Here is a 22,389-nt window from a genome sequence, read left to right as displayed (position 1 = left end):
TCGAGGCGGCCGCATTCCAGGGCGATCCCGATGCTGTCACCGCGCCGGTGACCTTCGGAGCTGCCGACAGTTCGACGCCGCATCGTTGATCACGGCGGCGCTATCCGGCCGAGCGGGCCGCGTCCGGGACGGCCTGCTCGTCGATGAAGTGCTCGAGGCGTTGGGGTTCCATGCAGGCCAGGTGGGTGATCAGGCCGGCCGCGCCGCCGGTGACCGCATCCGGGCCTACCGGCGACGGGCCGACGGTGATCCCGCGGTGCTGTGCGGACAGCACGCGGGTGTCGAGTTCGGCCCGGATCGGTGGTTCGAGATGCTCGGCGAGCAGCGCATAGCTGCCCCCGAGGACCACCGAGGACACATCGACGATGTTGAGCAGCGACGACAAGCCGACTCCCAGCGCGGCGCCGGCGTCCGCGACGGCGCCGCGCGCGCGAGAGTCGCCGTGAGCCAGCGCTCGCACCAGCGAACCGACCGTTCGACGCCCGGCGGCGCCGAGGATGGTGTCGAGCCCGGCGTACTGTTCCAGGCATCCGCGACCGCCGCAGTTGCACGGGCGGCCGTCACGGTCGATGACGACGTGACCGAGCTCACCCGCGAAACCGGTTGCGCCACGGAACAATTCGCCGCGCAGGACCAGGCCGGAACCGACACCGACATCGCCGGACACATACGCGAAATCCGGGCCCGCCATCCGCTGTGGCCACAGGTGCGCGAACGCGGCCAGGTTCGCCTCGTTGTCCACCGCCACGTCGGTCACCCCGAGCAGGGCCGCCAGGTGATCGCCGGCGCGTTCGCCGGCGAGAGCGGGCACATTCGGGGCGCGCGTGATCGTCGCGTCGTGCACGATGCCCGGCACGGCGAGTCCGACGCCGAGCAGTCGAGCATCCACGGGCACCGTGGCCCGGACCAGGTCGGCGGTGGCGGCGACGATGTCGTCGGCACCGCGGCGGCGGTTGTCGGCCTGCACACGCTGATAGGCGTGTACCCGGCCGTCCAGTGACCGGACCGTCACAGCGAGGTGGGAGACGTTGATCTCCGCGCCGGCCGCTACCGGCGCGTCCGGATGGAAACGCAGCGGCCGCGAGGGCCGTCCCCGGCCCGCCACCTGTGCCTCGGTCTCGACGAGGATCCGTTGGTGCAGCAGAGGTTCGACCAGGCTGGACACCGTCGCCTTGGTCAACCCCGTCCGCTGCGCGAGGTCGGCGCGCGATCCGGGGGCGGCGATCAGGGACAGCAGCAGAGATTGCAGATTGGCCCGCCGCATCTGCTGCAGATGTACCGGTGCCGGTGAAGTCGTCATCGCGGCAGATACAGTAGCGCGGCGTCGGCGTACCGTTGCCGCACGGCCGGCATCGCCGGTCCCTCCGCCGACGGACCGGGGCGGGTGTGCGACGGCCATCGTGGCGGCGACTCGCCACCGGTCAGCGCCCAGGCGGCCTGCCGGGCCGCGCCGTCGGCGACATATTCCCCGGGTGCCGGAATTCGAACGGGGACTCCGAAGATGGTGGGCGCGATGGCGTGTACCGCCGGCATGGCGGCCGCGCCGCCGATCAGCTGTAACCCGGTGATCCGGACGCCGTGCCCGGCCAGTGCGTCCAGGCCCGCGGCCAGCCCGCACAGCATTCCTTCGACCGCGGCGCGGGCCATGTTCGCCGGGGTCGCATTGGTCAGCGTGAGCCCGTGCACGGCGCCGGTGGCGTCGGGCAGATTCGGTGTGCGCTCGCCCTCCAGGTACGGGACCACCACCACGCCTTCCGCACCGGACGGCGCCGACAGCGCCAGTTCGCTGAACCGGTCGAGGTCGACCCCGAGCATCCGGGCGGTCGCCGTCAGTACCCGGGCCGCGTTGAGCGTGCACGCCAACGGCAGGTATCCGCTGCGAGCGTCCCGCGAATCCGGCGACCACGCCGGACGGATCCACCGGCCGGCGGTCCGCGGTGGCGGCCACCACCCCGGAGGTGCCCAGGGACACCACGACGTCCGGGCCGGCGTCGAGACCGAGGTGAGCGGCGGCGTTGTCGCCGGCTCCGGCTGCCAGTCGCGGTCCGGACGGGGACGGCACCGATTCCGAGGGTCCCAGCACCCGTGGCAACAGCACGTCGGCGCGGCCGAAGGCGAGTTCGAGCAGATCGGTGCGGTATCGGCCGGAGCACGAGTCGAAATATCCGGTGCCGGACGCATCCGAACGATCGGTGGTCAGTTCGGCCGGGTCGCTACTGCCGCGCAGCCGCCAGGTGAGCCAGTCGTGCGGCAGGCAGACCGCCGCCGTGCGCGTGGCGTTGCCCGGCTCGTGCTCGGCCAGCCAGCGCAACTTCGAGATCGTGAACGATCCGACGGGGACCAGACCCAGCCGCTGTGCCCAGGTCTCGGCGCCGAGTTCGGCCACCAGGTCGGCCGCGGCCTTCGCGGAGCGAGTATCGTTCCACAACAGCGCATCTCGCACGACCTCGCCGGTGTCGTCGAGACACACCATGCCGTGTTGCTGCCCGGCCACGCTCACCGCGGCGATATCGTCCCATCCGCCGGCATCGGCCACCGCCCGCCGCAGCGCCTCCCACCACCGGCGCGGGTGGACCTCGGTGCCCGGCGGATGAGCGGCCCGCCCGGAGCGCACCAACTCTCCGGTCCGGAGGTCCCGGACGACCACCTTGCACGATTGGGTCGACGAATCGACCCCCATCACCGATGTCATGGCGTCAGCGGGCGCCGAGCAGATGCTCCAGCGCCAATTGATTGAGCCGTACGAAACCGTAGCCCCGCGTGGCGGCGGCGTCCGCGTCGAAGGTCGAATCGGTGAGGATGCCCTCGTACCCTTCGCCGGGATCCAGCGTCGGTGTCGACAGCGCGGGCACCCCGGCATCCGACAACACCTGCCGCACTTCGGGATCCGCGCGGAATGCGGCCGCTCGCCGCTTCAGCAGCAGATAGGTGCGCATATTCGCCGCCGCGGAGTCCCACACTCCGGTGATGTCCTCGGTGCGCGAGGGTTTGTAGTCGAAATGGCGGGGTCCCTCGTAGGCGGGCCCACCGCCGGGGCCGCCGTTCTCCAGCAGGTCCACCAGCGCGAACGCGTTCATCAGATCGCCGTGCCCGAACACCAGATCCTGATCGAATTTGATGCCGCGCTGCCCGTTCAGGTCGAGGTGGAACAGCTTGCCCTGCCACAAGGCCTGCGCGATGCCGTGCGCGTAGTTCAACCCCGCCATCTGCTCGTGTCCCACCTCCGGATTCACCCCCACCAGATCGGAATGTTCCAGTGTGGCGATGAACGCCAGCGCGTGCCCGACCGTCGGCAGCAGAATGTCACCGCGGGGCTCGTTGGGCTTCGGCTCGATCGCGAAGCGCAGCTCGTAGCCGCGGTCGATCACGAACTGCGTCAACAGATTCAGCGCCTCCTGGTACCGGTCGAGCGCGGCGCGGACATCCTTGGCGGTGTCGTACTCCGAGCCTTCCCGGCCGCCCCACAACACGTAGGTCCGGGCCCCCAACTCCGCCGCCAGTTCGACGTTGCGCAGCACCTTCCGCAGCGCGAACCGCCGCACCGAGCGATCGTTGCTGGTGAAACCGCCGTCCTTGAACACCGGATGGGTGAACAGGTTGGTCGTCACCATCGGCACCTCGAGCTCCGCCTCGGTCAACGCCTTCCGCAGCCGCTCGATGCGGCGACCACGTTCCGATTCCGGCGCGTCGAAGGGAAACACGTCGTCGTCGTGGAAGGTGATCCCGTACGCACCCAGCTCCGCGAGCCGGTGCACCGCCTCCACGACATCCAGCTCGGGCCGGGTCGGATCCCCGAACGGATCACGGGCCCGCCACCCGACCGTCCACAGCCCGAACGAGAACTTGTCCGCACGAGTAGGCATCACCATCACGACCCCAATTTGTTCAGTCATTGCACTAATTGAGCGTCACGCTACTCCGCGGACCCGGCCCCGAGCAATACCGTCCGGCCGCGGTCCATCGCCCGGTCCGGCATGCGCCGTTCCGGTTTCCGCGGCGGACGGCAGGGTATCGCCCGCATGTCCCGATCGGTAGGAGTTCTGATGTCCGGCAATGCTTCTCGCCCCACGCTCTTGCCGTCACAGGCCGGTGATCCGTCGATCTTCGATCGGTTCGCCACCTCCGTCGGTCACCGTGGACGCTGAACGCCATCGCCGACGGGCCGGCCGATCTGATGCGGGCCTCCGGCAGTGCCGACGATCCGCTGACCGACGATCGCCGTGACCTGTCGGCCGCGGTCGGGCTGGAGAATCACGAAAGCGCCGATTGACGCTGTCGGCGGGTTGCGTCTCGGCGGGTGACACCTCGTCTGGGTCCGTGGGGTTTACCGCCGATGCCGTTGGCGGTATTCCCCCGTCGACAGCGGATACCGAATGGAAGCCCGAGGTGACTCACCATGTCCGGTCATATCCTGCTCGATCCGGCCGCCGCCGTGGCGGAGATGGCCGCGCGATTCCGGGCGCTGCCCGGCGCGCCACTGGTGGGTCTGTCCGCTCACGACGGTGTCGTCGCCGATATCGTGGCCGCCAGCACACCCGCGGCCCGGCTGACCGAGCAGATCCAGTGGATGCACCCGCACTGTCCCGCTCGCGACGCCGCCATCGACGCGATGCCGGTGATGGTGACCGACCTCGACCACACCCGCTGCTGGCCGGACTGCCGCGATGAACTGACCGGCCGCGGTGTCGGCGCCTTGCACTGCCAGCCGCTGACCGACCCCGACGGGCACCTCGCCGGCGTCCTCACCGTCTACGGCCGTGACCGGAACACCTTCACCGCCGCTCTCGCCGCCGCGTTACGCGAGATCTACCCCCGGGCCGTGATCACCCTCACCACCCACCACCCGGCCGTCCGCACCACACCGGTCGCCGGGCACCACTGAACTCCGGGTGGATCAGGATTTCTTGGACCCCACCCCGGTGGGTTGCGGCCTTCGACCGCGGCGATGCCGCCGAACGTCGGCGGCTCGTGGGGCCGGCGAGCACCGGCATTCCGGCGGTGTCATGCTCACCCGTCAGTGGCGGATCGCCGAAATGAATTCCTGGGCTTTGGTTTTCGCGCCCAGAGCGATGAGGTGCCAGGCGTCGGGGTCGCCTTTGAGGACGGCTTCGGCGGTGGATTCGAGCTGGTCCCAGGTGGCGTGCGGCGGGATCGGGGGGACCTCGGGGTCGCAGTGCACGTCGAGCAGTATCGGCCCGTCGGCGGCGAAGGCGGTTGCCCAGGCGTCGGCGAGTTGGTCGGGATGGTCGACCGTGATCGCCGACAGGCCGAATACGCGGGCGGCGTCGGCGTAGGAGGTATCCGGAAGTGATTGCGAGTCTTCGAATTTCGGCGCGCCGCCCATCGCGCGCAGTTCCCAGGTGACCTGGTTGAGGTCATTGTTGTGGAAGACGCAGATCACCAGGCGCGGATCGCTCCAGCGGTCCCGGTAGCGGGCGATGGTCAGCAGTTCGGCCAGCCCGTTCATCTGCATGGCGCCGTCGCCGACGAGGGCGACCACGGGCCGGTTCGGGTGCGCGAACTTCGCGCCGATCGCGTACGGCACCGCCGGTCCCATGGTGGCCAGAGTGCCCGACAGGGAGCCGCGCATCCGGCCCCGGAACCGCAGGCAGCGGGCGTACCAGTTGGTGGACGACCCGGAATCCGCTGTGACGATGGCATTCTCGGGAACACAGCGCGACAGTTCCCACACCACCCGCATCGGGTTGACCGGCGCCGCATCCAGCATCGACTGCCGTTCGATCGTGTCCCACCAGCGGGTCACGTTCTTCTCGATCGTGGTGCGCCAGCCGCCGTCGGCTTTCGCTTCCAGGAGTGGGATCAGTTCGGTCAGTGTGGCTTTCGCGTCGCCGATCAGGGTGACCTCGGCCGGGTAGCGCATGCCGATCATGGTGCCGTCGAGGTCGATCTGCACGGCGCGGGCCTGATCGAGGTCGGGCAGGAACTGGGTGTAGGGGAAGCTGGAGCCGATCATCAGCAACGTGTCACAGTCGCGCATCATCTCGTAACTGGGCCGGGTACCCAGCAATCCGATCGAGCCCGTCACGAATGACAGGTCGTCGGCGAGGACGTCCTTGCCCAGCAGGGCTTTCGCGACCCCTGCGCCGGTGATGTCGGCGACCTCCACCACGAGATCGGCGGCGTCGCGGGCGCCTTGGCCGATCAGGATCGCCACTTTCGATCCGGCGTTGAGCACCGCGGCGGCGCGTTCGAGTTCGGCGGGCGCGGGGACGACGGTGGGGTGGGCGACCTGCGGCGGGCTCGACGGCACCTGCTTGAACGCGTGTTCCGGCGGCCGGTACGGCTCCTCCTGTAGATCCGACGGGATGATCAGCGCGGTCGGTGCGCGGCGGGTGCGGGCGATGCGGAACGCTCGGTCGAGGGCGTTGGGCAGCTGGCCGGCGACGTTGACCTCGACGAGATAGTCACTGGCCACGTCCTTGAACAGGGCTTGCAGGTCGACCTCCTGCTGGTAGCTGCCGCCCATCGCGCTGCGGGCGGTCTGGCCGACGATCGCGACCACCGGGACATGGTCGAGTTTCGCGTCGTACAGTCCGTTGAGCAGGTGGATCGCCCCCGGCCCGGACGTCGCGAGACAGACCCCGACCTCGCCACTGAACTTCGCGTATCCGGTGGCCTCGAACGCCGCCATCTCCTCGTGCCGGGCCTGCACGAACGCCGGCCCGTCGGTGGCGCGCCCGAACGCCGCGATCAGGCCGTTGATCCCGTCACCGGGATAGCCGAACACCTGCTGAACATTCCAGTCCCGCAAACGCTCCAGCACATAGTCACCGACCTGTTTCGTCATACCGTCTCCTGTCTGCGGCGTCACTCGTGTCGGCGGGCGGATACCCGGCGGCCACGGCCCGAATCAGGTCGTGCGCGCATCGCCACCGGGACCGGATCGAATCGAGCTCCAGGCGCTCACAGCAGACCCTCACGCTCGGCCACGGAGCGCCGCCCGTCTCCCGCGGGGGTGTGGACGTCGAGGAGGAAGTCGTCGTCGCGGAAGCGTGCCACCGCCGCCAGTCCCGGGTGCGTGGCGAGGAGGGCGTGCACCCGGTCGCCGGTCGACAGGTATTCGGGGACCTCGCGACGCCAGTGCACGCACACCAGGCTGCCGTCCGGGTCGAGGTGCGCGACGGCGGCGTCGAGAACCGCGCGCAGGCCGTCGTCGTCGAGGTAATAGCAGACCTCGCTGAGCACGATGAGGTCGAAATGGGTGGCGGGCCAGTCGTCTCCGAGCCCCCAGTGCCGCAATTCGACTGTGCCGCCGCCGGGTTGCCGCTGCCCGGTGAGCCGGTCGGCGGCGGTGCGCAGCGCGGTGCCGGCGATGTCGGTGGCGATGACGCGGTCACAGCGGGTCAGCAGTTCCCCGGTGAGTATGCCGATGCCGCAGCCGGGTTCGAACGCGCAGCGGTAGCGGCGGTGCGGCAGCGCGGCCAGGGTGAGTGCGCGTTTGCGTTCCTCGTACCAGCGGGTGGCGAATTTCCAGGGATCACTGTCGTGCGCGTAGAGGTCCCGGAAGTACTCGTCGGGCATGCGGGCGGGTGTCATCGGAAATAGATCTCGGTCGGGCCGGTGAACCGGCGCAGGATGTGGCCGGGCAGGATCGGCGCGTCGGCGGGGTCGGTGGACAGTGGCTCGGTCTGAGTGGGAAAGCAGTGCAGGGCACGGTGTTTCGCCGCGCGCGCGGTGGCGGTCAGGGACAGCGCGGCGGGGTCGGTGCGCCGCACTCGGGGGTGGTCCGGGTCGGCCCACTGCCACATCCACACCGGGTATTCCAGCAGCCGGGCGCCGATGCTCGCACAGGCGGCCGCCGCGGCCCGGCCGGCGGCCTCGTGGTCGGGGTGTCCGTCGTGCCGCCAGGGCGCGACGCAGCGCAGGCCGGGGGTCCGCTGCTCGCCGAGCAGGCCGCGCACGTCCGCGGTGAGCCGGTGCTCGAACTCGGCGAGCCGGCCGTCGGGCAGCCCGAGCCGCAGCGGCGCGGCGAGACCGAGTTCGGTGGCGGCCCGGCGTGATTCCGCGGCCCGCAGCCGGGCCAGCCGGGCCGGGTCGTGGGTGACGGATCCGGGGTGGGATGCCTCGCCGTCGGTGGCGACAACGATGGTGACCGTCATCGCGGCCGCGGCCGCGAGGGCGAGCAGGCCACCGGCGCCGAGTATCTCGTCGTCGGGGTGGGCCGCGACCACGATCAGCCGCCGCCAGTGCCGAATCGGTAACGGCGGGCAGCGCTCCCGCCACCCGGCCCATGTCGAGTCGGCCGGGCCGGTGGTGTGCACGTCGATCACAGGTCCGGCCACACGGGCTCCGTGGTGGCGAGGTCGCGGCCGAGGTCGGCCAGATCGGCCTCGGCATGACTCTGGCGGATGTAGACGGTCAGGTCGGCGACGCGCCGTGCGTGTGCCGCGTCCGTGCACAACGGGGTCGCGCCGAGCGCTCGCCCGACCCGGTCCAGGGTGGTCGTCACGGCCTGCTCGACCACGGCCCGCACGATGCGGGCCCGGACCCGGGCGGCCGCCGCATCCCCGGCCGGGTCGTCGTCGATCTCGACCGCGGCGCGCACCAACTCGTCCCGGGCGGACTGCAATGCCGCCGCGATCGCGCCGAGGTGGGCCAGCGCGTGCTCGTCGGCGCGGCCGGACGCCGCGTACGCGCGCAGGGGCCGGGCGACCGCGCAGGCACTGCCGTACCAGCACGCCGCGACACCGACGGCGCCGTGCCAGAAACCGGGCCGGGCGAGGTAGGCGCCCGGCGCACCGACGGGCTCCGCCGGCGCTGCGTCGAAATCGACGGCGCCGGAATCGGAGTCCCGCATCCCGACGGCGGGCCAGCTGTCCGGCACCGGGGTGGTCGCCGGCTGTGTCAGTGGTACCGCGAACAGTCGCCGATCCGTACCGGTCCGCGCGGTGACGAGGGCGTGAGTGCACAGGTGCGCACCCGAGCACCACGGTTTGCGGCCTTCGAGGACCCATCCCGGCGAGGTGGGACGGGCCCGCAGCACCGGTTCCGGTGGCTCGGCCGCCCACACTCCCCACAGCTGACCGGGAACCGGTGCGGGCCCGCCGAGTTCGTGCAGGATGGCGACCGCGTCGGTGTGCGCCTCGGCCAGCCGGCCCAGCACGGTGTCCTCCGCGCCGAACGCCGCCAGGGCCCGCAAACGCCGCCGGGTCTCCCCGCCACCGGGCAGCGGCAATTCCAGCCGTCCGGTCTGCGACAATTCCCGCAACCTACCGGGTACATCGACGGCGCCGTCACCCATTGCCGGTCTCCGAGCTCGGTTGCAGGCCGCGCAGATGCGCCGCGAAACCCTGTGGCGCGCGGCCGAATCGGCGTCCGGAGGTTACGGCCACCACATCCTCGGCCCACGCCACCGCCGCGCCGCCGACCCGGATGCGGTCCACCAGATCCACATCCTCCCCGGTGGCCAGATGCGCGAATCCGCCTGCCCGCCAGTAGAGGTCGGCCCGGAACCCGAGGCTCGCCCCGTGGATGTGACCGGTCGATCGCTGCGCACGGTAGCCGTCCTCGTAACGGTCACGGACCTCCGGACGGTGTTCGTCCCAGTCCGAGACCGTGACGGCACCGACGACCAGGCCCACTCCGGTTCGCGCATAACGCAATTGCCGCGTCAGCCAGGACCGATCGACCCGGGAATCGGCATCGGTGGTGGCGAACCAGGTCCGCGAGCCGCAACCGGTCCCAGCGGCGGCGAACCCGGCCGCGCGAGCGGCGCCGACATTGCGCGCGTCGATGTGGAGCACGTCCGCGCCGGTGGCGTCGGCGACCCGCGCCGACCGATCCGTGCAGGCGTCGAGGACCAGCTGGATCCGCACCGGCACCGTCACCTCCCCGGCACTGTCGCGTAGTGCGCTCAGGCACCCGGCCAGCAGCCGCTGCTCGTTGCGGACGGGCACCACGACCACGATCGAGGCGACCCGGACGCCGCCGTCGCTGTCCACTTCGGAGACGACCATGATCATCAGCTACCCGCGTTGAACCAGGTCAAACAGCCGCGCCACGCCGGGTGGCTGCCGAAACCCGGCCTCGGCGGCGTGCTCCCCGCAGCGGGGGTCAGCGCGGAGATCGCGCAATTGCGCGGGGTCCCCGCGCACGAGAAATGCGTCGGCCCGGCCGCGCATGCGGTCTTCGCCGACCCAGGACCCGCGCCGCGCCGGCCGCACCGCGATTCAGCCCGTCGAATGTGGCTATCCGCCGACCGCCGGGTGGGTTCAGAAAGCAGCCCACCCGGCCTGATCTCCGGGTCCGAGCTCAGGCGGGCGGGATGCGTTCGTGCACGGTGAGCAGGATATGGTCGAACGCGGATACCGCCGACGGCTGCGACGGCGGTATCCGGTCGAGCTCGGCGATCAGCTGGGCGGCGAGGTCGCGCAGTTTCGTGTTGGTCTCCTGCGATCGCCACACCAGCACCTTGAACGCCTGTTCCGCGTTGATGCGATACAGGTGCATCAACACGCCCTTGGCTTGTTCGATCACCGCGCGCGCCTCCACCATCGCCGGCATGCGAGCGGTGAGGGTGTCGCGTTCGGCGGTGGCGAGTTCGTCGGTGAGGTCGATATAGAAGCCGCTGGTGCCCACCGGGCGTCCGGTGTCGTCGAAAAGGCGGTCGGCGACCACCATCACGGTGTGCTCATCACCGCCGGCGTCGAGGAAGCGATGCCGGCTCGAGAACGGTTCACCCTGATCGATCGAGCGGGTGATCGCCTCGGCGACGTGATGACGGTCGTCGGGATGTTTGTGTGCCAGAAGCAGTTCGGTGGTGGGCTCGATCTCCCCGGGGGTGTAGCCGTGCATGCGGAACACCTCCGGCGACCACTCCCACTGCTGGCTGGTGAACCAGAACCGGAACCCGCCCACCGTGGGCCGTACCGCCGATACATGCACCCACTCGGGCACATAATCCAATTCGGGATCGAAAGAATCAGACACAGTCCCGGAGTATCCCGGACACCCCGCTCACTAACGAATCACCGGCGCAGGACGGGCCACGGTGACCCAGCGCCGCAGGGCCGGGGAAGCCGAAGTCCTTGCCCGGGATCGTTGTTTCCCGGCGGCACCGGCGGTCTCGGCCGACGAGAGCATGCCCGAGGCCGAGAAGCCGATGTCGTTCAGGCTGTTTCGAGCAGCGACTGATCGTCGGCGGCCCGGTCGCGCAAGGTGGTGAGGATGCGGGTCAGGTGGCGGGAGATCTGCATCTGCGAGACACCCAGGCGCGCAGCGATCCGGGCCTGGGATTCACCCCCGAAGTACCGCCAGGTCAAGATGTTCCGATCACGGTCGGACAACCCGGCCAGCAGCGGCCGGACCGTCATCGCGTCCTCGATCAGCGCGTAGCAGGGATCCACCGCCGCCAGCCGCCGCAGCGGGGACGGGACATGACCCTCGTCGTTGTCCGGGCTCGGGTCCAGGGTGTCGCTGTCGTAACCGTTGGACGCGATCATCACCTGGACGACCTCCTCGCGGTCCAGGCCAAGATGGTCGGCCAGCTCCGTCACCGCCGGCGTCCGCCCCAGCTGCTGCATCAGCACCGGGCCCGCCGCATGCAGGTGCACGCGGAGTTCCTTCAACCGGCGCGGCACCCGCACGGCCCAGGTCCGATCACGGAAATGCCGCCGCACCTCCCCCATGATCGTCGGCACCGCGAACGACACGAACGTCGCACCGTACGCCGGATCGAACCGCTTCACCGCCTCCAGCAATCCGCAGCGCGCCACCTGCAACAGATCGTCGTACTGTTCCCCGCGCCCGGAGTACTTGCGGGCGATGTGCTCGGCCAACGGCAGGCAGCAGACGACGATCTCCTCCCGCAACCGCACCCACCGCGGGTCCCCGGGATCCAGGGCCGCCAGTTCCGCCAGCCGTGGCTCGATCCCGTCGTAGGAATCACGGCCACGCCGGGACGCGTTCGCGGTAGTGATCGTCGGACTGTCGAGTGCACCGGTCATGGATGGAGCCTCCGAAACGGAGAGGGAAGGCGCACCATTGCACCCTGCGACGGGCACGCCGCCGATACCCGCGGATACCTTCATGATCAAGGTTCAAACATCGGCCGCCCGAAAACCGCACCCCCGAACGAGTTCCCAGCATCGCCTGCCCGAAGCCGGGAGCGGTCCCGCCCTGCCTGCCGGAGGTGCGGTGCGCGATACTGAGAACCGTCACCTTGCAGCTAGGAGTGTTTCGTGCGTGTTCTCGGTGAACCGATCGACATCCTGCTCGTGGAGGACGACGCCGGCGACGAACTCATGGTGCGCGAGGCCCTCGAGGAAAACGGGGTCGGCAACACCTTGTTCGTCGCCCGCGACGGGCAGGAGGCACTCGACTTCCTCTACCGCGACGGTGCGCACACCGACGCGCCGCGGCCCGGGTTGATCCTGCTCGATCTGAACCTGCCGAAATACGACGGACGCCAAGTCCTCGACCGGATCAAAACAGACCCGGCCCTGTCCTCGATCCCGGTGGTCGTGCTCACCACCTCGTCGTCGGAGGACGACATCCTCAGCAGCTACCGGCGTCACGCCAACGCGTACGTCACCAAACCCTCCGACCTGGTCAGCTACCTGTCCACCATCAAGCAGATCGACGACTTCTACGTCCAGCTCTCCCAGCCGGCCCGCTGAACGTGCCGGCCCTCCCGGGTCTCCACGCTCAGCGAGGGTGTCGGCCCGATGGCTCAGGCCCACTTTCGGTGGTAGCGAATCATGGTTCGCACCGAGACCCGGTCACCCTCATCGGCGGCGTCCTCCACCACCAACGGCAGCAAGCCCGAAAATAGCACGGCAGCAGGCACATTCACCTCGCGTACCGCAACACGGTGCCGTCAACCGGTGTGCGGCGGCGCTGGCCGGCTCGCTGTTGCGGTCTGTGCGGCGGTGAGCAGGCTCAGCGCGGCGGCGCGGGGTGCGGGGTCGGGGAGGGCGAGTGCCGCGGGTACACGGATGGGTGGGTCGGGCTCGACGAAGGCGACGGCGGCGAAGTCCTGCGTGACGAGGCCGGCGGGCAACAGGGTCCAGCACTGTGCGGAGGCAAGGGGTCCGGCGAGGAGGTCTTGGGCTCGGGTCAGCGTCGGCCCCACGCGGGGAGTGAACCCGGCGGCCCGGCAGGCGGCGGTGATCAGGTCGTGGATATCGGGGTTGTCCGCGTGGGCGGATCGGGCCAGTGGGAGTTCGGCGAGCGCGGCGAGGTTGCCGGCGGTGTGCGCGTATGCGGCGGGGACGGCCAGCAGTAGCGGCTCGTCCCAGAGGTGATGGACCCGCACGCCGGCGGTCGGCGATGGCGCTGCCACGAATGCCGCGTCGAGGTCGCCTGCGGCGAGGGCCGCGAGCTGACCGGTCGTGGAGGCCGAACTGGTCACCTGGAGGGTGACGCCGGGGTGGGCGTCCCGGACGGCGGCCAGCGCGGCTTCGATACGAGGGGTGAATACCAGGCTGCTGCCGATGCGCAGGAGACCGACGTTTCCGGCGGCGATGTCCACGGCCGCGGCGGCGGCACGGTCGATGCCGCGCAGCGCGTCCCGCGCGTGGACGAGGAAGGCCCGGCCGTCCGGGGTGAGCCGGGCCCGGCGGTGGGACCGGTCGAACAAGGTCAGTCCGAGTTCGCGTTCCAGCCGCGCGACCTGCTTGCTCACCGCGGGTTGCACGATGTGCAGGACCTCGGCGGCCCGGCCGAAGTGCTCGCACTCGGCGACGGTGACGAAATAGCGCAGCTGCCGAACCTCCACCGCCACTGCCCTTCTCACCTCGGCCGATTCCTTTCGGTGATTGTTCCACGGCCCGGTCGGTCGTTGATCGGCCCCGGCGAGACCGGCTGGAGTAGAGGACGTCATCAGTCGGCGTGGTGGCGGAACCGGTGAATATTTCGGAGAGGGAGGAACTCGTGGCCGCGGCGACAACGATCGTGAACGCGAAGGTATTCGACGGGACGGGGTCGCGGGACCTGACGTCGGTCCGGTTCACCGACGGGCTGATCACCGAGTGCTCGGCGGCCTCGGCCGCCAGGGCAGGAGACGAGGTGATCGACGCGCGTGGCGGGACCGTACTTCCCGGATTGATCGACGCGCACGTGCACCTCGTTCCCGGCGCGCCGGCGCAGTCGCTGATCTTCGGCGTCACCACCGTGCTGGACATGTTCAGCACTCCCGACCTGGTGGCCGGGGCCAGGGAGCAGGCTCGATCTCGTCCGGACGTGGCCGATGTGCGCTCCTCGGGTGTCGGCGCCACCGCGCCCGGCGGGCACCCGTCGATGATGTACGCGCCGTTCCCGACAGTGACCGACGCCGCTCAGGCCGATCGGTTCGTCGCGGACCGGATCGCGGCGGGCTCGGACTATCTGAAGATCGTCTCCGGCACCGGCGGCCTGTGGCCGTGGCTGGACTCCGAGACGATCGAGGCACTGGTCACCGCCGCGCACGACCGCGGCCTGGTCGTCGTCGCGCACGTGAGCTCGACGGCCGGCGTCGAGGAGGTCGTATCCGCCGGTGTCGACGTGGTGGCCCACGTCCCGGCGAGCACCGAACTGGACCAGGCCCTGGTCGAACGCATAGCCGAGGCCGGAATCGCGGTCGGCCCGACGCTGGTCACCATCGAGAACACCCTCGGTGCGGCGGGTGGCGCAGCAGTGGCCGGCGACCCACGGCTCGCCGAGATGCTCGGAGACGCTTCGACACGCCGGTTGACCTCGGGCGCTCCCGGGTGGCCCGGCCGGGAAATGCCGCCCTACTCGCGGGCCGAGGACAACGTGCGGCGTCTGGCCGATGCGGGGGTCACGCTGCTGGCGGGCACCGACGCCCCGAACCCGGGGACTGTGTTCGGAGCAAGCCTGCACCGGGAGCTGGAGCTGCTTGTCCGGTGCGGTATCAGCCCGGCCCGAGCCCTGGCCGCCGCCACCACCGAACCGGCACGAGTGTTCGGCCTGCCCGACCGCGGACATATCGCGGTCGGGCAGCGGGCGGACCTGGTCCTCGTGTCCGGTGACCCGTTGACCGACATCACCGAGACACGCGCGATCGAACGGATATGGCGCGCGGGCACAGCCTGTGACCGACGCGCCTTCGTCGCGAGTGCTGCCGAAGCCGAGCAACTCGACGCGTTCGACGCCCAGGTCGCCAACGCCGTGGCAACCCTGCGCGGACGCTACCTGGGCATCGACGGCAACTACGCCTTCAACCGGCCCGACCTCGGCGGAGCGCACGGGCCGTTGCGGGACCCCGACAGCGCCGACGAGTGAACTCCTGACCCGGCCAGCCGGAACGTCACCGCTCGCCGCTGTCGGCGCCCTACTTCGGTGCGTCGAAGCCACCGATCGCCTGCTCGACGAGTTCGGCCAGCCGCAGCGGGGTGCGGTCCTCGAACATCGGACCGATGAGCTGCACGCCCACCGGCAGCCCCTCGGGGGATCGGCCCGCAGGGATGGCGGTGGCGGGCAGCCCGGGCATGGTGGCCAGACCGGACCAGACGAGCTGATCCCCGAACGGGTGGGCGACGCCGTCGATGTCGATCCGCCGTTCCCCGCGGTCGGGGTTGTGGTCGTGGGGGAACGCGGGAATCGACGCGATCGGGCACACCACGACATCGAACTCGGCGAAGAGCTGGCGCCAGCCGTGCCGGTGACGCTCACGATGGTCGTTCGCCGCGATCCAGTCGCGGTGGCTGAACGCCGTGCCGCGTAGCCGTGCCGCATCGAGACTCCGGTCGCCTGCGGTCAATTCGGCGGCGCGCGTTCGCGCCTGCTCGTACAGGTCGGCGGGAAAGCGTGCGGCGAAGCCCGAAAACAGCAACTGCATGTAGAGCATCGCGGCTTCGGACACGTCGGGCAGCAGCGGACTGTGCTGTTCGATGCGGGCGCCGCCGTCGACCAGCGCATCGGTCACGCGGTTCATGCCCGCCCGCACGGCGGACCCGATCGGAACGAGCGGATGCTCGTCGAGGACCAGCACCCGGAAATCGCGCAGCCGCTCGTGGCGCGCGGGTGGCAGCGTCAACCCGTATGCCAGGCCGAGCGTCAGCGGATCAGGTCCGGCCATGACGTCGAGCAGCAGCGTGAGGTCGCGCGCGGTACGGGCCATCGGACCGACGACGGCGAGATCCAGTTCGGCAGGCAACGGCGGCGCGAACGGCGGGACCATCCCGCGGCCCGCCGCCAGCCCGGCGGTCGGTTTGTGCGCGTAGACACCACAGAAGTGCGCAGGAATCCGCAGTGAACCGGCGATGTCGGAGCCGATCGACAGCGCGCCGAATCCGGACGCCAGGGCCGCCGCCGATCCGCCCGAGGATCCGCCCGGGGTGCGACCGTGATCCCACGGGTTGTTGGTGGTGCCATAGATCTCGTTGAAGCTCTGCGCATCTTGCAGCATGTACGGCACATTGGTCTTGCCGAGCACCACCGCGCCGGAGTCCTTCAACCGCGACACCTGTAGGGCGTCCGCAGCGGCCACATGGTTCGCATACGCCGGCATGCCCCACGTCGTGGGCAGCCCGGCGACGTTGTAGGACTCCTTGACCGTCACCGGGATACCGAGCAGCGGCCGATCCTCGCCGCGGGCGCGCGCCTCGTCGGCACCGCGCGCGGCGGCCCGCGCACGGTCGAAGTCCGGTACGCAGATCGCGTTGATCACCGTGTCGTCCCGCTCGATGCGGGTGATCGCCTCCTCGGTCAGTTCCACCGAGGTCACCTCGCCGGCACGCAAGGCGTGGGTGAGCGTTTCGGCCGAACGAAAACTCCACTCCATGAATCCGACTCTAGCGGCCCGCCGAAGCCGCACGACCCCCGCGAGTTCACCGTATCCACGGGCCGACTCCGCTGGCGCAAACATGAAATGCCGCTCTACGCAACGGGATAGACCACCTGCCCCGCTGCGCGCCGGCGTGATCGAGGCCGATGTGCGGGCGGTGGGGCCATTTTCAGCCACTGTCCAGCAGCGCCGGGGCGGGTCACCTGCGGTTGCGCCGAGTTATGGGGCCGGGGGCTCCTCCGCGGAGCGTCGCGGCAACGGCCCGATTTCCGCTTCTCGTTCGCGGTCCGCGGCCTCCCGCAGCACACCGTAGCGGTCCAGGGCTTGCCGGTCACCGAGGTGTTCGGCGGCGGCGCATGCGGCGTCGAGGACTCCGTCCATCCAGAGCCGCGGGATTCCTTGCAGCTCGTGTTCGGCCACAGCGAGGAGTTGGCTCGCGGTGGTGGGGTGGGGGGCGATGGGGACGAGGAGGAAGCATTCCTTGACGAAATGCCGCCATTTGCCCTCTTCCATGCCGTGTTTTTTCGGGGACAGGACGCGGCGGATTTCCTGGACGGAGTGCCAGGCGCCGGGGAAATCGTCGGTTCGGCGCTGTAGTTGGGCGAGGGCGAACAGTTTGTGGATCTTCGCGCCCGGGAAGGGGTCGGGGATCGCGACGTTCTCCTGCTGGACTGCCACGGCTTCCGCCGGATAGCCGAGGTGATCGAGGTGGTACTGGAGGGTGTTCAGGGTGGAGTCGGTGCGGGGGCGGCCGGCTGCCCACTCGAGGATGAAATGGCGGGAGGCCTCGCGTTCGCCGAGGCGGGCGGCGTGGTTGGCCCAGACGTCGAGCGCCTCGTCCGCGGGGTCGGCGGGGAATCGTGTGCGTTGTTCGGTCAGCCACTCCTCGACGGCGGCGTCGGTGTGGCGAGTTGCGGTGATGTCGTGCAGGATTCGGTCCCGGTCGGGGTGGGAGCCGGCGCGGACCTCCTCGGTGGCCGTGGCGATGCCGGCGGTGAGGAGATGGTAGAGGTGGTAACCCAGTGCGGTGTCGAAGCTGATGTTCTTGGCGTCCCAGTGCAGCCACAGGTCTTCGGCCTGGCGGTGCTCGGCGAGGAGGAATCCCGCCAGGGTCAGGTCGGGGGCCATGCCCATGCGGACCGCCTCGCGGTAGTACGTCGTCTGCTGCGTCAGGAGAAAACGCAGCAGTGGGAGGTCCTGCGGGCGGCGGTCGTATTGGAGGGCCCACAGGACGGCGAAGCGGGCGGCCCGGTGCCGGTCGGTCATCCGGTCCCCGGCGCCGTGTTCAGCGTGGAAGGCGAGGTCCTTCCACGTTTCCGGGTCTTGTCGGGCTCGGTCCAGGGCGATTCGGGGTGCTCGTAGTATTCGGTCCTGTTCGGTGGCGGTGTTCATCGTCTCCCCTTCGGTTGTCTGTGGTGATTCTCGGCTTGTCGTGTGCCGAGCGACAGGGTGGACGATTCTCCCCGGCCCGCTCCGGCGGCAGCCTCGTGCTCGGGACTGCCGCGGACCGGGTCGGCGCTGAGCGTCTTCGAGGATCTCCGCGAAGGCGATCAGCACGCCGCCGGTGGCGTGCTCGCGGGTGGCGGCGACCAACGGGCCCGCTTCCGCGGCGGCGGCACTGGCTGCCGCGTAGTCGGTGAAGTGGAGGTCCAGGAGGCGGGGGCCGGGCTGCCGAAGGTCACGGTTCATCGTCCGCCGCAGCGCTTTTCGATCGGTTTCGCCGGTACCGGCAGTCTGCACATCGTCGAGACCGGTGCGGTCGAGCTCCGGGTCGACGGTGGCGCTCGCGTCGAGCGGGTGGGGCGCGGTGATGTCGTGCTCGTTCCGCGCGGGGATCTGCATCATCTCTGCGACATCGGTGCATGTGCTCCCGAGGTACGTTGGCTCTGTGGCACTTTCGCGATCGGCACGGGCCTGCTGCGCGACACCTCACGTGACGCGCTCGCCGACAGCGGGCGCATCCCGCCCATATACGCCACTTCGACACACCGATGTATTCGCTTGGCACGCATCACAATCATTACTCTCGATCGGCCGTAATCTTCCGCACAACCCGAATCGGGCTGCGCGACGGAATAGTTCGCCGGGCATACTTCGTGGCGAGTTCGTCGAGACGAGGATGGTTTGTGAGATCACTGCTGGCAGTTGTTGTCATGGTGTCAACAGGTTGTTTGTTGTTGGGTGGGCAGCCCGCGCTGGCGGACGAAGGTCCGCCGGGCGCGCCACCGGCGCCGGTGAATCCCGGTCCTTCCCCATTACAGTCGTGGATCGACAACACGATCCCCGCGCCGCCGATTACGCCGTCGCAATCCACCGGCGACGACCGGTCCGCATTGTGGCATGCGGTGCTGCCCTCGTCGTCGGGTGATCCGATGTTCGACGCCTGGCCCGGCAATCTCGCCGATCTCGCACCCGGTGACCTCATCGACTCGCGTGATGTGACAGCGGGAGTGTCGACGCTCATGACGACGCCGATCCGGCAGGCGCTGCTACTGAAATTCCGGTCGACCTCGGCCGCGGGCGCACCCTCCTTCGGCACCGCCACCCTGATCGTCCCGGCGGCCGCGTGGACCGGGCCCGGGAGCCGTCCGGTGCAGGTCAACACACTGCCGATCAACGCGCTCGGCGTGAAATGCACCCCGGGCTACGCGATGTCACGCGGCCGGCCGGACTCCGAGGTCAACACGTTCCTGCCGACCATCTGGACCGCGCTCGACCAGGGATTCGCGGTGCTGCTGCCCGATCACGAGGGCCCGCGGATGTCCTATGCCGAACCCAAGGTCGCCGGGCATGTCGTGCTGGATTCGATTCGGGCCGTACGGTCGACGCTGCCGGACGAGTTCCACGACAGCCGTTATGCGACCGCCGGATATTCCGGTGGCGCCATTGCGGCCTACGCGGCGGCGATGATGGTGAACGAATACGCGCCGGAATTGTCCGGGGCATTGGTGGGTACGGCCGCGGGCGGACTGGTCACCGATTACAGCACGGTGGCCCATCGGCTCAACGGCAATATCGCCTCCGGAATTCTGCTGGCGGTCACGCTGGCCATGGCGCGTGAACATCCGGACATCCTCGACTACATGAACCATTTCGCGCAATGGCTGGCCACCTCACCGCTGAAGGATATCTGCGGCGAGGCGGACGGACCGCTCGGCGCGGTCGGAATTCCGGTCGAGGTCGCGGCGGATATCGACCACACCCTCGACAGCGGAATCGCAGACGAGATCTACCGGCAGACCGAACTGACCGACCAGACCTCGGCCGACCCCCTGTTCATCTACCACGGCGCGCACGACATCTGGATCCCCTACGAATCCGCCCAGCAGATGTTCCGCCAGCAATGCGAGCGCGGCGTCCCCGCGATCTTCCGCACCGACCCCGGCGAGCACATCATCGCGATGCTGACCGGATTCACCGAGGCCACCGACTGGCTCGGCCGCCGGTTGCGCGGCGAACCCGCGCCGGACGAATGCCCCACCCCGCACTGACGGATCTAAGCGAGCCGCAGGATCGGCGGTGCTCCGGGGTCGAGCAGGGTGGCGGCGGGGTCGTCGGCGTAGAACAGTTCCAGGTCTCGGCCCCAGAGCAGGCCGGTGCCGTGGCCGACGCTCCAGTCCAGCACGGTCCAGCAATGGTGCTGCTGCCAGTCGTCGTCCGGTGCGGTGTCCGGTCGCGGGAGCAGGGCGGCCAGTTCGCGGGTCTCGGTGGCGGTGAGCCAGCCGCACAGGCCTTCCCCGAATCCGCCGCCGCCGTGGACCCAGTAGCCCGAGGTGGTGTCCAGGCGTACCAGCAGATCCCGGAGGCGGGACGGGCCCGGGGCGTCGCGGTCCGGGACCCGGTCGCCGAACACCCGCCAGGGCGAGCCGCCGGCGAGGCCGAGGTAGCCCCAGGCCAGGACGGTTTCCCGGAGGATCGCCCATTCCACCAGTTCGACCAGTTCCCAGTAGCCCCAGCCCGGTTCGCGTCGTGATGCGCCCGGTGGGCACACGAGGCCGTTCGCGACCCAGAAGTCGCGGCCCAGTGCGCAGGTGGTGAACGCGTCGTCGACGTGGGACAGCACCGATGCCAGGCCCTCGAATCGGCAGGGCGCCTCGGGGAAGAACGGTTCGCCGGTGGGATCGGGCTCCGGGAATCCTTCCAGGCCGCGACCCTGGGACCAGAGGCGTTCGAGCGTCGCGGTGATCATCGGATGGTGTTCGCCGGTGCGGAACGCGGGCACGACCACCTCACGGAATCGCTGCTCGTCGAAGGCGCAGACGCCGCCCCAGACACCCATGGCCACTCCCCCACTGCCGGGCCGGTCCGGATTCTGTGACCGGACGTGCAGGATTCATGGTGGCCTTCGGATGGCGGCTCCTCAACCGAAATACGGTGCGGCCAGGTCAGGTCAGGTCGGCCACGGCGGCTTCGACGGACTCGCCGTCGATGGTCAGGCCGGTGGTGCAGCCCGCGCGCCGCGCCACTTCCGCGATCTCCTTCAGGTACGGCAGGATGGGGGCGATCGCGTCGGCGGTCTCGTCCGAGGGGACGTCGATCTCCAGGGTGATGCGGGTCATCGGTTCTCCTGCTTCCCAATTCGCGCGATCGGCGTGGTTGCGGCCGGATCGTCTCGGTTGCTGTGACGCCGTGGTGGGGATCGGCGGCGGTGAGCCGCCCGACCGAGCGTAGTGGGTCGCCGCCCTGCCCGGCCAGGATCGGCCGATGCCACGGCGGTCGGAGGTGTCTCAGCCGTGCAGCCGCTGCCGGATCCGGTAGTCCAGTGCGGCGCTCGCCTCGCGCAGTGCCGTGAGGAACGGGTGGCGGGCGTCGACGCGGTCGGGGTGGTAGCCGACGTGGGTGGGCCGTACGGCGGCCGGATCGTCGATGCGGACCACCGACACCGTGTCCGGCAGTGCGGGCACCACCAGCCCGGGTACCACGGTGATGCCGAGACCCGCTGCCACCAGGCCCAGTTTGGTGATCCAGTCGCGGGCCACGTGCGCGACGTGCGGCTGCCAGGCGGCGCCGGCCCACGCGCCGAGCAGGGTGGTGTGCTGGTCCGCACTGCCGGTGATCCACCGTTCGTCGCGCAGCCGGTCGATCGGCACGCTGAGCCGACCGGCCAGCGGGTGCGCGGTGGCGGTCGCGATGTAGAGCGAATCCTCCAGCAACCGAACGACTTCCAGGCCGGCCGGAAGGTCGGAGGCACCGGAGAGCACCGCCAGATCCAGTCGCCGCCGGCCGAGTTCGCTCGACAGTGCCGGTGTGAGTCCTTCGCGCAGGCGCACCTCCAGCTCCGGATGCCGCTGTGCCACCGTGGCTGTCGCCTGCGGCACCAGCACCGCGTTGGCGGTCGAGAACGCGCCGACGCGCAGCCGTCCGGATCGCCGGGAGTGCAGGTCCTGCAAGGCATCCCGGGCTCGGTCCAGTTCGGCGAGCACGGCATCGGCGTGCCGCAGCACGATGCGGCCCGCCTCCGTCGGCTCCACGCCACGGGCCTGCCGTTCGAACAGGGGGCGGCCCGCGGCCTGTTCCATCAGCGCGACCTGGCGCGACACCGCGGACTGGGTGTAGCCCAGCCGCTGCGCCGCCTGCGAGAACGACCCCGACCGCGCCGCCTCCCGCAGCACCCGCAGACCGGTCACCGTGAACTCACCCAT

General features: G+C 70.0%; 20 protein-coding genes and 1 pseudogene. 5 read left to right on the top strand and 16 right to left on the bottom strand.

From position 1 onward, the window contains the following. Positions 1-100 precede the first annotated feature (100 nt). The 3 genes and pseudogenes from LBW94_RS40280 to xylA all read right to left on the bottom strand — a co-directional run bounded on the left by LBW94_RS40280 (position 101) and on the right by xylA (position 3,893). Complete coding sequence (locus tag LBW94_RS40280; protein ID WP_225060646.1) at positions 101-1,300, bottom strand: ROK family protein; 1,200 nt, start codon at positions 1,298-1,300, stop codon at positions 101-103. Next, positions 1,297-2,692, bottom strand: a pseudogene (gene xylB, locus LBW94_RS40275) (xylulokinase). Before xylB ends, LBW94_RS40280 begins: the two are co-directional and overlap by 4 nt. A gap of 4 nt (positions 2,693-2,696) precedes the next feature. Further along, the gene (gene xylA / locus LBW94_RS40270; protein WP_225060647.1) at positions 2,697-3,893 is read right to left on the bottom strand and encodes a xylose isomerase; all 1,197 of its coding nucleotides are present in this window, start codon (positions 3,891-3,893) and stop codon (positions 2,697-2,699) included. A 503-nt stretch (positions 3,894-4,396) separates the two neighbouring features. Here xylA and LBW94_RS40265 point away from each other — a divergent pair. Beyond that, the gene (locus tag LBW94_RS40265) at positions 4,397-4,882 is read left to right on the top strand and encodes a GAF domain-containing protein (RefSeq protein WP_225060648.1); all 486 of its coding nucleotides are present in this window, start codon (positions 4,397-4,399) and stop codon (positions 4,880-4,882) included. Between the two features lie 132 nt (positions 4,883-5,014). On the opposite strand, the gene LBW94_RS40260 is transcribed toward LBW94_RS40265, so the two are convergent. The 7 genes from LBW94_RS40260 to LBW94_RS40225 all read right to left on the bottom strand — a co-directional run bounded on the left by LBW94_RS40260 (position 5,015) and on the right by LBW94_RS40225 (position 11,966). Beyond that, positions 5,015-6,808, bottom strand: a complete 1,794-nt coding sequence (locus LBW94_RS40260; RefSeq protein ID WP_225060649.1) for a thiamine pyrophosphate-requiring protein — start codon at positions 6,806-6,808, stop codon at positions 5,015-5,017. Between the two features lie 116 nt (positions 6,809-6,924). Beyond that, positions 6,925-7,542, bottom strand: coding sequence for a class I SAM-dependent DNA methyltransferase (locus LBW94_RS40255; protein WP_266273286.1), 618 nt, complete (start codon positions 7,540-7,542; stop codon positions 6,925-6,927). An 11-nt stretch (positions 7,543-7,553) separates the two neighbouring features. Continuing rightward, positions 7,554-8,303 carry a PIG-L deacetylase family protein gene (locus LBW94_RS40250; RefSeq protein ID WP_225060651.1) on the bottom strand — a complete coding sequence of 250 codons (750 nt, stop codon included), beginning with the start codon at positions 8,301-8,303 and terminating at the stop codon, positions 7,554-7,556. Next, positions 8,288-9,262 carry an acyl-CoA dehydrogenase family protein gene (locus LBW94_RS40245; protein WP_225060652.1) on the bottom strand — a complete coding sequence of 325 codons (975 nt, stop codon included), beginning with the start codon at positions 9,260-9,262 and terminating at the stop codon, positions 8,288-8,290. The genes LBW94_RS40250 and LBW94_RS40245 overlap by 16 nt, the downstream gene beginning before the upstream one ends. After that, positions 9,255-9,977, bottom strand: a complete 723-nt coding sequence (locus LBW94_RS40240; protein WP_225060653.1) for a glycosyltransferase — start codon at positions 9,975-9,977, stop codon at positions 9,255-9,257. The genes LBW94_RS40245 and LBW94_RS40240 overlap by 8 nt, the downstream gene beginning before the upstream one ends. Before the next feature lie 295 nt (positions 9,978-10,272). Further along, positions 10,273-10,950 carry a PAS and ANTAR domain-containing protein gene (locus LBW94_RS40230; protein WP_225060654.1) on the bottom strand — a complete coding sequence of 226 codons (678 nt, stop codon included), beginning with the start codon at positions 10,948-10,950 and terminating at the stop codon, positions 10,273-10,275. A 179-nt stretch (positions 10,951-11,129) separates the two neighbouring features. Then, positions 11,130-11,966: a SigB/SigF/SigG family RNA polymerase sigma factor gene (locus LBW94_RS40225; RefSeq protein ID WP_225060655.1), complete on the bottom strand. Its 837-nt coding sequence runs from the start codon at positions 11,964-11,966 to the stop codon at positions 11,130-11,132. Positions 11,967-12,200: 234 nt separating this feature from the next. On the opposite strand from LBW94_RS40225, the gene LBW94_RS40220 reads away from it, so the two are divergent. After that, positions 12,201-12,638: a response regulator gene (locus tag LBW94_RS40220; protein WP_225060656.1), complete on the top strand. Its 438-nt coding sequence runs from the start codon at positions 12,201-12,203 to the stop codon at positions 12,636-12,638. Between the two features lie 200 nt (positions 12,639-12,838). Here the strand turns inward: LBW94_RS40220 and LBW94_RS40215 are convergent, their stop codons facing one another. Next, on the bottom strand, positions 12,839-13,756 hold the full coding sequence (locus tag LBW94_RS40215) for a LysR family transcriptional regulator (RefSeq protein WP_225060657.1): 918 nt from the start codon (positions 13,754-13,756) through the stop codon (positions 12,839-12,841). Between the two features lie 137 nt (positions 13,757-13,893). Between LBW94_RS40215 and LBW94_RS40210 the strand changes: the two genes are divergently transcribed. Continuing rightward, a complete protein-coding gene (locus LBW94_RS40210) occupies positions 13,894-15,243 on the top strand; it encodes an amidohydrolase family protein (RefSeq protein ID WP_225060658.1) in 1,350 nt (449 codons plus the stop codon). Positions 15,244-15,292: 49 nt separating this feature from the next. Here LBW94_RS40210 and LBW94_RS40205 read toward each other — a convergent pair whose 3' ends face one another. Both LBW94_RS40205 and LBW94_RS40200 read right to left on the bottom strand, forming a co-directional pair. Further along, complete coding sequence (locus tag LBW94_RS40205) at positions 15,293-16,744, bottom strand: amidase (RefSeq protein WP_225060659.1); 1,452 nt, start codon at positions 16,742-16,744, stop codon at positions 15,293-15,295. Positions 16,745-16,966: 222 nt separating this feature from the next. Beyond that, positions 16,967-18,592, bottom strand: coding sequence for a hypothetical protein (locus LBW94_RS40200; protein WP_266273282.1), 1,626 nt, complete (start codon positions 18,590-18,592; stop codon positions 16,967-16,969). Here LBW94_RS40200 and LBW94_RS44650 point away from each other — a divergent pair. After that, positions 18,482-18,787: a hypothetical protein gene (locus LBW94_RS44650; RefSeq protein WP_416277054.1), complete on the top strand. Its 306-nt coding sequence runs from the start codon at positions 18,482-18,484 to the stop codon at positions 18,785-18,787. The genes LBW94_RS40200 and LBW94_RS44650 overlap by 111 nt on opposite strands. A 305-nt stretch (positions 18,788-19,092) precedes the next feature. Continuing rightward, a complete protein-coding gene (locus LBW94_RS40195; protein WP_225060662.1) occupies positions 19,093-20,238 on the top strand; it encodes a lipase family protein in 1,146 nt (381 codons plus the stop codon). A 5-nt stretch (positions 20,239-20,243) separates the two neighbouring features. Here the strand turns inward: LBW94_RS40195 and LBW94_RS40190 are convergent, their stop codons facing one another. The 3 genes from LBW94_RS40190 to LBW94_RS40180 all read right to left on the bottom strand — a co-directional run bounded on the left by LBW94_RS40190 (position 20,244) and on the right by LBW94_RS40180 (position 22,389). After that, positions 20,244-21,026 (bottom strand): hypothetical protein, encoded by a 783-nt coding sequence (locus tag LBW94_RS40190; RefSeq protein ID WP_225060663.1) that lies wholly within the window; start codon positions 21,024-21,026, stop codon positions 20,244-20,246. Between the two features lie 106 nt (positions 21,027-21,132). After that, the gene (locus tag LBW94_RS40185) at positions 21,133-21,306 is read right to left on the bottom strand and encodes a hypothetical protein (RefSeq protein WP_225060664.1); all 174 of its coding nucleotides are present in this window, start codon (positions 21,304-21,306) and stop codon (positions 21,133-21,135) included. A 168-nt stretch (positions 21,307-21,474) separates the two neighbouring features. Continuing rightward, entirely contained in the window at positions 21,475-22,389 is a 915-nt protein-coding gene (locus LBW94_RS40180; protein ID WP_225060665.1) for a LysR family transcriptional regulator, read from the bottom strand.

This window comes from Nocardia sp. alder85J (assembly GCF_020176955.2).
Classification (GTDB): domain Bacteria; phylum Actinomycetota; class Actinomycetes; order Mycobacteriales; family Mycobacteriaceae; genus Nocardia.
This window is presented reverse-complemented; position numbering and strand designations above follow the sequence as displayed.